This is a genomic window from Arthrobacter zhaoxinii, assembly GCF_025244925.1.
Lineage (GTDB): Bacteria > Actinomycetota > Actinomycetes > Actinomycetales > Micrococcaceae > Arthrobacter_B > Arthrobacter_B zhaoxinii.
In genome coordinates this window covers 2,407,662-2,420,430 of the sequence record NZ_CP104275.1, presented here as the reverse complement: position 1 = coordinate 2,420,430, position 12,769 = coordinate 2,407,662, and the positions used below count along the sequence as shown (strand labels likewise).

The window sequence follows — 12,769 nt, the reverse complement described above, 5'->3', positions numbered from 1 at the left end:
GAACGCCGCGGACACAAGCAGGGGGATGGGCAGACTTGGTGTCTGCCCATCCCCGCTTATGCTGCGGCTAGCGTGGTGCTGCGGCTAGACCTGCTTTGTCCACTTGTAGGCATTCCAGGTGATGCCGTTCTGGCTCGGGTTCAGTTCCACGTTCTCCAGCTTGGAGGAGTGGGCAACCACGGCGGAGTTCGCGTAAAGGACCACGTTGTAGACCTCGGCGGCGAGGATTTCCTCTGCCTTGGTCTTCAGTTCCTTGACCTCTTCTTCGTCAGTGGAGCTGGCGATCTGGGTCCAGAGCTCGTCCAGTTCGGCGTTGGCGAACTTGCCGTAGTTCTGCTCTCCGTCGGAGACGTAGATGGACTGTGCGCTGGCGGCCAGGCCGGAACCGGCCCAGGCGAACAGGACGGCGTCCCAGGCTCCGGGCTCAGCGAGCTTGGCGCTCCAGTCGGCGTCCGGGGTCGGAACGATCTCGAAGCCGGCCTCCTTGCAGGAGGTCTGGATCAGGGTGACGATGTCGGCGCGGAGCTGGCTCGTGGCGGAGAACATGAGGCGGACCTTCACAGGTTCGGTCTTGCCTGCCTCGGCGAGCAGCTTCTTGGCGCCCTCGATGTCCACTTCGTCGTACTCGCTGGCGGACGGAGCACCCTCGAGGACCTCTTCGTAGTCCTCCTGGCCCGGCTGGAATTCGCGCAGGTTGTCCACCGTGGCGTTCTCATCGATGGGCTTGGCGAATTTCTCGACAATGTCCTCGCGGGGAACACACTTGGCGAAGGCCTGGCGAACGGCCAGATCCTTGAACACGCCGTTTTCCGACTGGTCCAGGTCAATGTGGCTGAAGGTCAGCTCGGGGCCGGTAAGCATTTCGACGGTCTCGCCGATGTTCTGGATGCTGGTCTTCGTGTCAACGGTCGGGCCGGACGGCTCGATGACATCGACCTCGCCGTTTTCCAGCGCCTGAACGGCTTCGGTGTCTGCAATGGCCTTGAAGACGATGGTTTCCGTCTTGCCCTTGCGCTCTTCGCCCCAGTAGTTCTCGTTGCGCTTGAGGGTCAGGGTGCCGTCCGTGGCGTTGTCCAGCACATACGGACCGGAGGACGGGATCAGTGCGGCGTCCGGCAGTGCGGTGAGATCGGCTTCGTAGTTCCAGCCGGTGTTCCAGAACTCTGCCATCGGAGCCAGCGCCGCGGTGTCGTTCTCCTGGATGGCCTTGATGAGGGCTTCACCGTCGTTGTCGGTGCTCATCTTGCCCTGCTCTGCCGCGACGTGCGCCGGCATGATCGGACCGATCATCATGGCTTCCCAGTCCGCGTACGGGGTATCGAAGACAATGTCGAACTCTTTGTCGCCGGCTTCGCCCTCGATCATCTTGGTCTGCGAGAAACCGTTGGTGGAGGACGGCTGGAAGATGTTCTCGCCGTCGGCGCCCGTGACCTGGCCGGAGAATGCCGCCCAGTTCAGCAGGACGTCGTCGAAGTCAATGGGGGTGCCGTCGGACCACTTGGCGTCTTCATTGATCTCGTAATGCACGGTCAGCGGATCGTCGCTGGTCTTTTCGAAAGTGCCGAACTCTTCGTCATGGATGACACCGTTGGGGCTGTACTCGACAAAGTTGCTGTGCACCAGGTTGTCAACGTAGCTGTTGTACGAGCTGTTGGTGTTGGCAGTGCTGGAGTTGTAGGCATCAGGTGCCTGGCTGATGGCGATGTTGATGGTTGACGCGATGTTCTCGGTTGTTGCCTCCGAGGTTTCTTCGGTCTCGGTTCCGCCCCCGGCGGAGCCGCAGGCACCCAGGAACAGGGCCCCCACGGAGAGTGCGGCAAGAGCTGCCGTGCGCTTAGTACGCATCTGTAGTCCTAACTGGTGATGAGGAGTCAGGAACCACCAATGATGGCCCCCCAAAGCGGCCGTGATGACCGCCACATGTGGAGCAACACTAACCACATATTGTTTCCACTGTGAGACAAGTTACACGTTGTTAACTGATCGTTATGCCGCCTCGGGCGCCCGGCGCGGCTAATCCGCGCCGGTATACGCAAAAAACCCTCCCGGCTGTTGCCGGGAGGGTTTTTTGCAGAGTCTTTTTATGACTCCGGGTTTTAGTTCATGTCGGGCAGGTCAAGCCACTGGTACCAGCCGCGGTGGAGCACCAGCCAGGCCATCAGGCCGTAGCCGGCCTGGCCGGGGGTTCCGCCGTTGGAGGCCAGATCGGTGCGCCACTGTTCGTGGTTCAGCAGCGGGTTGAGGGTGTCAACGTACACGTGCTTCCGCCGCGTGGTCACGTCTCCGAAGGCTGCGGAAAGATCCGCAAGCTTACGGTTCCGTTCGGGGTCAAGCCCCGGGGGAGGGCCCACCACGAAGACCTTGATGCTCATCTGCGCAGCACCGTCCAGGATGTTTGCCAGGTTCAGGCGGCTTCGCGCCGTGCTCAGGTCAAGGTCAAGGTCCCGGTCCGACAGGCCGATGACCAGACGGTTCTCGCAGCCGTGTTCGAACCGTCGTCCTGCCTCGGAGAGCCAGCGGTTGGCCAGCGCCTCTGTGCCCTCGTTGGGTGCTGCCAGGCTATAGGCCTGGAGATTGACGTTCTCGGGCGATGTCCGCGCCAGGACACGTCCGAGCCAGCCGAGTGCGCGCGGATCCCCGTGTCCGGCCAGCAGCTCATCACCTACAGCAGCAAGCCGAATTCTGCGTTGTTCCACTAGTCACCTTCTCAAATCAAAAAAACAGGGTGGGACGCCGAAGCGCCCCACCCCAAACCTAGCCTACGGACGTTCGAAGGCTTTCTTCACGAGGATGTCCTGCTCCACTGCGTGGCGCTTGGCCGAGCCCGTAGCGGTGGATGCCGACGCCGGCCGTGAGACCAGGCGCAGGCGGCCGTCCAGGTGCTGGGGCAGGTTGAGGCCAATGAAGGGCCAGGGCCCCTGGTTGGCCGGTTCGTCCTGTGCCCAGACGACATCCGCATTGGGGTACTTCGCCACGGCGGCCCGGATTTCCTCCACGGGGAGCGGGTAGAGCTGCTCCACGCGGACGATGGCCGTCTTCTCGTCGCCGGTCTTCTGGCGGTTGGCCAGCAGATCGTAGTAGAGCCGGCCGGAGACGAGCAGCACGCGGTCGACGGCGTTCGCGTCCAGTTCAGCGTGCTCGCCGATAACCGGCTGGAACTCGCCGTGCGTGAACTCCTCCACCGAGGTTGCCGCTGCCTTCAGGCGCAGCAGCTGCTTGGGGGTGAAGACCACCAGGGGCTTGCGCGGACGGCTGTAGGCCTGCCGGCGCAGCAGGTGGAAGTGCGAGGCACCCGTCGTCGGGTTGGCAACAATCATGTTGTCCTCGGCACACATCTGCAGGAAGCGCTCGATCCGGGCGGACGAGTGGTCCGGCCCCTGGCCCTCGTAGCCGTGGGGGAGCATCAGCACCAGCGAGGAACGCTGGCCCCACTTCTGCTCGGCTGAAGAGATGAACTCGTCAATGATGGTCTGTGCGCCGTTGACGAAGTCGCCGAACTGGGCCTCCCACAGCACCAGGGCGTCCGGGCGCTCCACGGAATAGCCGTATTCGAAGCCCATGGCTGCGAATTCGGAGAGCAGGGAATCATAGATCCACAGCTTTGCCTGGTTCGGATCCAGTTCAGCCAGCGGCACCCACTCGTCGCCGGTGGCACGGTCGTGGAAGACGGCATGGCGCTGGGTGAACGTTCCGCGGCGGGAGTCCTGCCCGGCGAGCCGTACGGGAACGCCTTCCATCAGCAGGGAGCCGAACGCGGCAATTTCGGCAAAGCCCCAGTCGATGTTGCCCTCGCGGGACATCTGCTCGCGCTTTTCCAGCAGGGACTTCAGCTTCGGGTGGACCGTGAAGCCTTCCGGCACGGCCACGTGGGCCTTGCCGATGTGTGCCAGGACCTCGGGGGACACCGCGGTGCTTGCCGGCTTGATGATCGTGGTGCCTTCCTGCTGCGCAGCAGGGCGCTCCAGGTCGGAAACCGCTTCGGAATCCTTGGTGATCACCGGGATGGGCGAGGTCTGGGCAGCGTGGGTCTCGGCGAAGACGCGCTCGAGGCGGCCCTGGTAGTCGCGCAGTGCCTGCTCTGCCTCGTCCTGGCTGATGTCGCCGCGTCCGATCAGGGACTCGGTGTACAGCTTGCGGACGGAGCGCTTTGCTTCGATCAGGCTGTACATCATCGGCTGGGTCATCGACGGGTCGTCGCCCTCGTTGTGGCCGCGGCGGCGGTAGCAGACCATGTCGATGACAACGTCCTTGTGGAAGCGCTGACGGTATTCGTAGGCCATCTGGCCTACCCGTACAACCGCTTCGGGATCGTCTCCGTTGACATGGAAGATCGGCGCCTGGACCATCTTCGCGACGTCGGTGGAGTAGACCGAGGACCGCGAGGAAGTCGGGGACGTGGTGAAGCCCACCTGGTTGTTGACGACCACGTGGATGGTGCCGCCGGTGCGGTAGCCGCGCAGCTGGGAGAGGTTGAGCGTTTCCGCCACCACGCCCTGGCCTGCGAACGCGGCGTCGCCGTGCACGAGGATCGGGAGTACCGGGAACTCGTCGCCTTTGTCCAGGCGGTCCTGCTTGGCCCGGACAATGCCTTCCAGCACGGAGTCTCCGGCTTCGAGGTGGGACGGGTTGGCCGCAAGGTAGACCTTGGTCTGCTTCCCGTTGTCCGAAGTGAAGGTTCCCTCGGTGCCGAGGTGGTACTTCACGTCACCGGAGCCCTGCACGCTGCGCGGGTCCTGGGTGCCTTCGAATTCACGGAAGACCTGTGCGTAGGTCTTGCCGGCGATGTTGGTCAGGACGTTGAGGCGGCCGCGGTGGGCCATGCCGATGCCGACTTCCTCGAGGCCGTCGTCGGCAGCACCGGAAATGACGGCGTCCAGCAGCGGAATCAGGGATTCGCCGCCTTCGAGGGAGAAGCGTTTCTGCCCGACGAACTTCGTCTGCAGGAACGTCTCGAAAGCCTCGGCAGCGTTGAGCTTGCTGAGGATGCGCAGCTGCTCTTCGCGGGTGGGCTTCGTGTACTTGGTCTCCAGGCGGTCCTGGAACCAGAGGCGCTCCTCCGGATCCTGGATGTGCATGTACTCGATGCCCGAGGTGCGGCAGTACGCGTCCCGCAGCACCCCGAGGATCTTGCGGAGTTTGAGCATCGGCTTGCCGCCGAAGCCGCCCGTGGGCCACTCGCGGTCCAGATCCCACAGCGTCAGGCCGTGGTTCAGGATGTCCAGGTCTGCATGCCGGCGCTGCACGTACTCCAGCGGGTTCGTGTCCGCCATCAGGTGGCCGCGGACACGGTAGGCGTGGATCAGCTGCTGGATGCGGGCAACCTTGTTGATCTGCTCATCCGGGTTGACCTGGATGTCGGGGCTCCAGCGGACCGGCTCGTACGGGATCCGCAGGGATTCGAAGATCTCGTCGTAGAAGTTCTGCTCACCCAGCAGCAGCTGGTGGATGATGCGCAGGAACTCGCCGCTGCCGGCACCCTGGATGACACGGTGGTCATAGGTGGAGGTCAGCGTGATGATCTTGCTGATGGCGTTTTGGGCCAGGATCTTCTCGTTGGCGCCCTGGAACTCGGCCGGGTACTCGAGGGCACCGGCGCCGATGATCGCGGCCTGGCCCTTGGAGAGGCGGGGCACCGAGTGTACGGTCCCGATGCCGCCGGGGTTGGTCAGGGAGATGGTGGTGCCGCGGTAGTCGTCGGCCCCGAGCTTGCCGCTGCGGGCACGCTTGACCAGGTCTTCGTAGGCGTGCCAGAACTCCGAGAAGTTCAGCGTTTCGGCCTTCTTGATGTTCGGCACCACCAGCAGGCGGGTGCCGTCCGGCTTCGGCATGTCAATGGCGAGGCCGAAGTTCACGTGTGCGGGCTGGACAGCCACGGGCTTGCCGTCCACCTCGTCGTAGAACACGTTCATGGAGGGGAACTGTGCGGCCGCGCGGATGATGGCGTAACCCAGCAGGTGGGTGAAGGAAATCTTTCCGCCCCGTGCACGCTCCAGGTGGCTGTTGATGACAATGCGGTTGTCGATCAGCAGCTTGGCGGGAACCGCACGCACGGTGGTTGCCGTGGGAACGCTCAGGCTGAGGTCCATGTTGGTGGCAATCGCCTTGGCCGGACCGCGGAGCACGGTGACCTTGTCCTCTTCCGCAGCCGCCGCGCTGGGCTGGGTCTTGGGCAGCTGCGCAGGAATGGGCACTGCCTTGGGCTCGGTCTTCGCAGCCGGAGCGGGCTCGGCCTTGGCCGGTTCCTTGGCTACCGGCGGCTTGCCCGACTGCTGCGTTGCAGCGGGGGACTCGCCTGATGCCTTGGGTGCGTTGGGTGCGGTTGTCTCGGCCTTCACCACCGGCAGCTTGCGCGTGGCCGGCCGGGTGTCCTCGGGAGCGGCGGCTTTGCCGTTGGATCCGTTGCCGGACTGGGAGTCTTCTGCCTTGAAGGATTCGAAGATGCTCCACCACTTCTTGTCAACGGAGTCCTTGTTCGACAAATACTGTTCGTACAGTTCATCGACAAGCCACTCGTTGCCGCCGAATTCCTCCGGCAGGCGGTGGTTGGATTGGTCTGGCACTAGATATACGCCTCTTCCATGAGTTGCCGTTCGCCGTGATGGCACCATGTTCTGAGCGCTTCCGCCTCAAGTACTGGTGCGGCCCGGTGCGCAGTGACCGAGACTTCATGCCAGTCTAGTGACATAGGCGAAGATGTGGCCAATCCCGCACCCCTCTGTGAAGCGCCCGGCAGGCTTTGCCCGGCGGTGCGCGCGGCTGACCGGCGGAAAATGCTGCTGTGGCGGGGCGGGAGCAAACCTGTAAACTGAATTTTCTATGGACAGTTTCTCTAGGCGCCGGCCTGCGTCACGGACTGCGGTTGCCGCAGCCCCTGCGCCCCGAGCCGGCAACGCCCGCATCCCCACGGCCCCGCGTCAGCGTGCCGCTTCATTGGAGCCTTCCAGTCCGGCTGCGGCCGACCACCCTCCGTCTGAACGGTTTCGTGCAGGGTTTCCTTTCCTTTGTCCAAAGCAGCGGCAGCCCGCCCCGATGACGGGGGAGTGCTGAGATGGAGTGGCTCTACCTGCTCTTTGGCCTGCTGCTGATCCTCGGTACCGGATTCTTCGTTGCCGTGGAATTCGCCTTGGTGGCACTGGACCAGCCGTCCGTCCGGCGGGCCGTGGAGAACGGCGACAAAGCGGCTGAACCGCTGCTGCGCTGCCTGACCACCCTCTCCACCCAGCTCTCGAGCTGCCAGCTGGGCATCACCATGACCACCCTGCTGACGGGCTTTGTGATGGAGCCCTCCGTCGGCCGACTGCTGGAGGGCCCGCTCGCGGCCCTCGGGCTGCCGCCCGTGGCCGTCACGTCTGTCTCCGTGACCGTGGCGATGATCCTGGCTACTTTCCTGTCCATGCTGCTGGGTGAACTGATCCCCAAGAACATGTCCATCGCCATGCCGTTCCGCATCGGCAAGGCGCTGGCCCGGCCGCAGCTGGCGTTCACCGTGGTCTTCAAGCCCGCCGTGCTCCTGCTGAACGGTTTCGCCAATAAGATCCTGCACCTCTTCGGCCTGGAGGCGAAGGAAGAGGTCAGCGGAGCGCGCACCCCCTCGGAACTGTCCTCCATGGCACGCCGGTCCGCGGAAATGGGCACCCTGGACAAGGGCACCGCCGACTTCCTGTCCCGGACCTTCTCCTTCGCGGGCCGGACCGCCGCCGACGTGATGACTCCGCGCATCCGGCTCGAAACGATCGATGCAGAGCAGCCCGTGGCTGACGTCATCGAGGCCGCCCGGCGCACCGGCTACTCCCGCTTCCCGGTGCTCGGGGATTCCCCCGACGACATCCGCGGCGTGGTCCACGTCAAGAAGGCCGTGGCCGTACCCCGCAGCCGGCGGGCAACGCTGCCCGCGGCTGCGATCATGAGCGAAATTCTCCGGGTGCCGGAAACGGTCCACCTGGACTCGCTGCTCTCCGAGCTGCGCAATGCCAACCTGCAGCTCGCCGTCGTCCTCGACGAATACGGCGGCACGGCCGGCGTCGCCACCTTGGAGGACCTGGTGGAGGAGATCGTGGGCGAAGTGTCCGACGAGCATGACAAGGCCAAGCCCGGAGTACTGCAAAGCGCCTCCGGTGCCTGGTTCTTCCCGGGAATCATGCGGCCGGATGAAGTGTCCGCCCTGGTTCCGCTGCTGCGGATGCCCGACGAAGCCGGCTACGAAACCGTGGGCGGATACATCATGGCCGAACTGGGCCGCATCGCCGAAGCGGGTGACCGTGTGCCCGTACCCGGCGGCGTGCTGGAAGTCGAGCGCATGGACGGGCGGCGGATTGACCGCGTGAGCTTCATTCCCGCCGAAGAGGGTGCCGCCTCGGGGCAGCAGCCAGAACACATTGAAGACGAGGACAGCGCCGAACGGTCCGCGGAGCGGCCGGCACGCAGGGAAGGCATCCGATGAGCGACGTGGCTGGAATCTTCTGGCTGGTGGTCCTGCTGCTCGGCAACGCCTTCTTCGTTGGCAGCGAGTTCGCCGTGATGTCTGCGCGCCGCAGCCAGATCGAGCCCTACGCCGAAGCAGGGTCCAAGCGCGCCAAGACCACACTGTGGGCCATGGAGCACGTCTCCCTGATGCTGGCCTGCGCCCAGCTGGGCATCACGGTCTGTTCCCTCCTCATCCTGTCGGTGGCCGAACCGGCCATCCACCACCTGCTGTCAACGCCGCTGAAGGCCGTGGGCCTCCCGGCCGAAGCAGCGGACGGCGCCGGGTTCCTGATCGCGCTGCTGCTGGTCACCTTCCTGCACGTCACCATCGGCGAAATGGTCCCGAAGAACATCTCGGTGTCCGTCGCGGACCGTGCCGTGCTGCTGCTGGCCCCGCCCCTGGTCTTCATTTCGAAGCTCGTCCGGCCGGTGATCGGCAGCCTCAACTGGCTCGCGAACCACGCCCTGCGGCTGATGGGCATTACCCCCAAGGACGAGGTTGCCTCCGCGTTCACGCTCGAGGAGATGCAGTCCATTGTGGAGGAATCCACGAAGCACGGGACCGTGGACGACGATTCCGGCCTGATCTCCGGTGCCCTCGAATTCTCGGGGCAGACCGCGGGAACCGTCATGGTGCCACTGGACGAACTAGTGAGCCTGGGAACGGACTCCACACCCGCGGAATTCGAGCGGGCGGTGGCCCGGACCGGTTTCTCCCGGTTCGTCCTTGTTGACGACGCCGGAAACCTCACGGGCTACATGCACCTGAAGGACGTGATGTCCATCCCGCTGGAAGCCTATGAGCGGCCCATCACGGAGAACAAGGTCCGCACCCTGGCCAACCTGCGCCTCGATGACGAAATCGAAGATGCCCTGGCCGTTATGCAGCGGACCGGATCCCACCTCGCCCGGGTCCTGGGGCCGGACGGAACCACCCGCGGCGTGCTGTTCCTGGAGGACATCATCGAACAGCTTGTCGGCGAGATCCGGGACGCCACCCAGGCCCAAGGCTTCCGCCGCACCGGCGAGAGCCTCTAGATGCGAACGATTCGCGTTTAGGCTATGCTGAAAATGCTTCGGCGGTGCCGGGGCGGCATTCTGCAACCAACCGCCTAACCTGGGATCGAACCTTATGCACCGCTTGCCCGTCCGCCTGGCCGGAACCTTCCTAGCCGCAGCAGCGCTGGCCCTGACGGGCTGTGCCGGCGGCGACGGCGGCGAAACCGAGGGTAGCGACGGCGTCATCCGCGTGGTGGCATCCACCGATGTCTACGGCAACATCCTTGCCGGGATCGGCGGGGACAACGTCGACGTGACGGCCCTGATTGACCGGCCCAGCCAGGATCCGCACTCCTACGAGGCCACGGCCCGGGACCGGCTGGCGGTGTCGAAGGCGGACCTGGTGGTGCTCAACGGCGGCGGCTATGACACCTTCCTGGAGAAGCTCGCAGCCGACGAAGGCATCCCCGCGGAGAACATCCTCAACGCCGTCGAGCTTTCCGGTCTCGAGGACTCGGGATCCGCCGAGGGCGAAGAGCACCACGCCGAAGGTGAAGAGCACCACGACGAAGGCGCAGACCACCACGGCCATAGCCACGGCTCCTTCAACGAGCACGTCTGGTACAGCCCCGAGGCCATGCAGCGGCTCGCGCACGCCGCAGCCGAACGCCTCGGCGAACTGGACGCCGGCGCCGTCGAGGAGTTCCGCAGCAACACCGCCGAGTTCAACGAGGGCATCGCGGACATCAACGCCTCCCTCGCCGCGCTTCGGGAAGCTTCGGGAGGACGCGACGTCGCCCTGACCGAACCGGTGCCCGACTACCTGGTGGAAGCCGCAGGGCTGCACAACGCCACGCCTTCGGATTTCACCGAAGCCGTGGAGGAAGGCGCGGACGTTCCGCCGCAGGTGCTGAAGGAAATGCAGGACCTGGTGGCCGGCGGTTCGATCGCCTTCCTTGGCTACAACGAACAGACCTCCACCTCCCAGACCGAGGCAGTGCGCCAAACCGCACTGGACGCAGATGTCCCCGTGGTGGACTTCTCCGAAACCCTGCCCGAGGGGCTGGACTACCTGGAGTGGATGGCTGCGAATACCGCTGCCATGGAAAGCGTGCTCCAGTGAACCGTTCGGGGCCGCCCACGCCCGTAGTGCGCCTGCGCGATGCAGGCCTGTCCTACGGGGACCGCACCCTGTGGAAGAACCTGGATCTGGACATCAACGCCGGTGAATTCCTCGCCGTCCTCGGCCCCAACGGATCAGGCAAAACGAGTTTCCTGAAGGTCCTGCTGGGACTGCAGCCGCTCACCGGGGGCACCGTCACCATCAACGGCCGCAACGTGCAGCGGGGCAGCAAGGACATCGGGTACATCCCGCAGCAGAAATCCTTCAGCCCCGGCACACCGCTGCGCGGCCGGGACCTGGTGGGACTCGGCGTCGACGGCGACCGCTGGGGTCTGCGGCTGCGCGGAAAGCCGGTTCGGCAGCGCGTGGACCGGCTGCTCGAGCAGGTGGGAGCCACCTCCTACGCGGATGAACCCGTGGGGCGGCTCTCCGGCGGCGAGCTGCAGCGCCTGCGCGCGGCCCAGGCACTGGCCACCAACCCGGATCTGCTGCTCTGCGACGAGCCGCTGCTCTCTTTGGACCTGCACCACCAGCAGGCCATCAGCTCCCTGATCGAGCGGCGCTGCCATGACGACGGCGCCGCCGTCGTCTTCGTGACGCACGAAATCAATCCGATCATCGAATACGTGGACCGCGTGCTGTACCTGGCCGGCGGGCAGTTCCGCACCGGCACCCCCGCCGAAGTCCTGCGCAGCGACGTGCTCTCGGAAATGTACGGAAGCCGCGTCGAAGTCCTGCGCAGCCACGGCCGGATTGTGGTCCTGGGCATCCCGGACGCCACCACCCACCACCACGGAGAAAGCGAGGGCGATCTTGGACCTGCGTAGCTTCTTCGATGCGGTTTTTGATTTCAGCGACTACGGCGAGCTGCTCCCGCTGGTCAGCAATTCCATCTGGGCCGCGGCAATCCTCGGCCTGGTCGGCGGGCTGATCGGCACCTTCGTGCTGATGCGGGACCTGGCCTTTGCCGTGCACGGCATTGCCGAGCTCTCTTTCGCCGGGGCGTCCTTCGCCCTGCTGATCGGCGTGAACGTGGTGGTCGGTTCGCTGGCCGGATCGGTGGCCGCGGCCATCCTGCTGGCAGTCATGGGGCTGCGGGCGCGGGACCGGAACTCGATCATCGGCGTCATCATGCCGTTCGGGCTGGGCCTGGGCATCCTGTTCCTTGGACTCTACGAGGGCCGTTCCGCCAACAAGTTCGGGCTGCTGACCGGTCAGATCGTCGCCGTGGACACCGTGCAGCTGAACCTGCTTGCCGGGGTCGCCGCCGTCGTCGTCGCCGCCCTGCTGTTCATTTGGCGGCCGCTGACCTTCGCCAGTGCGGACCCGGACCTGGCCGAGGCGCGCGGCGTGCCGGTGCGGGTGCTGTCCATTGTCTTTATGTTCCTGCTGGGCCTGGCCGTTGCCCTGTCCATTCAGGTGGTGGGGGCCCTGCTGGTGCTCTCGCTGCTGATCACGCCGGCGGCGGCAGCGCTGCTCGTGACGTCCTCGCCGCGCCTGGTGGTGTTCCTCAGCGTGCTCTTCGCGCTGGCCTCCTCGGTGGGCGGCATCCTGCTGGCGCTGGGCGGCCGGATTCCGATCAGCCCGTACGTCACCACCGTGTCCTTCGCGATCTACCTGGTCTGCCGGGTCATCCGCCGCTTGCGCGGCGGGCACCGGCGCCGGGAGCTCAGCGCGAACACGCCTACAGCCGCCGCTTAGCCTTTACGGGCGCTGCACTCCGGGCACAGCCCGAAGACCTCAACGGTGTGCGCCACCTCGGTGAAGCCGTACTTGGCGCCGAGGGCTGCGGCCCAGCTCTCCACCGCAGGGGCCTCCACCTCCACGGCCTTGCCGCACTCCCGGCAGACGAGGTGATGGTGGTGGTGCTCGACGGCGCACCGCCGGTAGAGCGCCTCGCCGTCGCCGCCCCGCAGCACGTCCACGAGGTTTTCATCCGCCATGGACTGCAGGACCCGGTAGGTGGTGGCCAGGGAGACCCGCTCGCCGCGCTCCTGCAGCAGCCGGAAGAGCTCCTGGGTGCTGACGAAGTCATCGAGTTCATCCAGGGTGCGGCCCACTGCCAGCCGCTGGCGGGTGACACGCTGCTCCGGTGCGCGTTTGGACGTCCGGGATGTCTCGGGTGACACGGATGTTCCTCCAGCGGGGTGGGACGGCAGGCGGGCGGCACAGCGCCTGCAGGTG

9 protein-coding genes are annotated in these 12,769 nt (G+C 65.4%); 5 read left to right on the top strand and 4 right to left on the bottom strand.

Annotated features, from left to right (window positions below; genetic code table 11):
- Nucleotides 1-84: 84 nt before the first annotated feature.
- The 3 genes from N2K95_RS11310 to N2K95_RS11300 all read right to left on the bottom strand — a co-directional run bounded on the left by N2K95_RS11310 (nt 85) and on the right by N2K95_RS11300 (nt 6,560).
- Nucleotides 85-1,845, bottom strand: coding sequence for an ABC transporter family substrate-binding protein (locus N2K95_RS11310; RefSeq protein ID WP_260651632.1), 1,761 nt, complete (start codon nt 1,843-1,845; stop codon nt 85-87).
- A gap of 251 nt (nt 1,846-2,096) precedes the next feature.
- Nucleotides 2,097-2,696, bottom strand: coding sequence for a GDSL-type esterase/lipase family protein (locus N2K95_RS11305; RefSeq protein ID WP_255790064.1), 600 nt, complete (start codon nt 2,694-2,696; stop codon nt 2,097-2,099).
- A 63-nt stretch (nt 2,697-2,759) separates the two neighbouring features.
- On the bottom strand, nt 2,760-6,560 hold the full coding sequence (locus tag N2K95_RS11300) for a multifunctional oxoglutarate decarboxylase/oxoglutarate dehydrogenase thiamine pyrophosphate-binding subunit/dihydrolipoyllysine-residue succinyltransferase subunit (protein WP_260651631.1): 3,801 nt from the start codon (nt 6,558-6,560) through the stop codon (nt 2,760-2,762).
- Nucleotides 6,561-7,048: 488 nt separating this feature from the next.
- Between N2K95_RS11300 and N2K95_RS11295 the strand changes: the two genes are divergently transcribed.
- The 5 genes from N2K95_RS11295 to N2K95_RS11275 all read left to right on the top strand — a co-directional run bounded on the left by N2K95_RS11295 (nt 7,049) and on the right by N2K95_RS11275 (nt 12,286).
- Nucleotides 7,049-8,440, top strand: coding sequence for a hemolysin family protein (locus N2K95_RS11295; RefSeq protein ID WP_260651630.1), 1,392 nt, complete (start codon nt 7,049-7,051; stop codon nt 8,438-8,440).
- Nucleotides 8,437-9,501, top strand: a complete 1,065-nt coding sequence (locus tag N2K95_RS11290; protein ID WP_260651629.1) for a hemolysin family protein — start codon at nt 8,437-8,439, stop codon at nt 9,499-9,501. Before N2K95_RS11295 ends, N2K95_RS11290 begins: the two co-directional genes overlap by 4 nt.
- A gap of 94 nt (nt 9,502-9,595) precedes the next feature.
- Nucleotides 9,596-10,585: a metal ABC transporter solute-binding protein, Zn/Mn family gene (locus N2K95_RS11285; protein WP_260651628.1), complete on the top strand. Its 990-nt coding sequence runs from the start codon at nt 9,596-9,598 to the stop codon at nt 10,583-10,585.
- Nucleotides 10,582-11,412: a metal ABC transporter ATP-binding protein gene (locus N2K95_RS11280; protein WP_407080079.1), complete on the top strand. Its 831-nt coding sequence runs from the start codon at nt 10,582-10,584 to the stop codon at nt 11,410-11,412. The genes N2K95_RS11285 and N2K95_RS11280 overlap by 4 nt, the downstream gene beginning before the upstream one ends.
- A complete protein-coding gene (locus N2K95_RS11275) occupies nt 11,399-12,286 on the top strand; it encodes a metal ABC transporter permease (protein WP_260651627.1) in 888 nt (295 codons plus the stop codon). The genes N2K95_RS11280 and N2K95_RS11275 overlap by 14 nt, the downstream gene beginning before the upstream one ends.
- Here the strand turns inward: N2K95_RS11275 and N2K95_RS11270 are convergent.
- Nucleotides 12,283-12,714 carry a Fur family transcriptional regulator gene (locus N2K95_RS11270; RefSeq protein WP_260651626.1) on the bottom strand — a complete coding sequence of 144 codons (432 nt, stop codon included), beginning with the start codon at nt 12,712-12,714 and terminating at the stop codon, nt 12,283-12,285. The genes N2K95_RS11275 and N2K95_RS11270 overlap by 4 nt on opposite strands.
- Between the last annotated feature and the right edge of the window lie 55 nt (nt 12,715-12,769).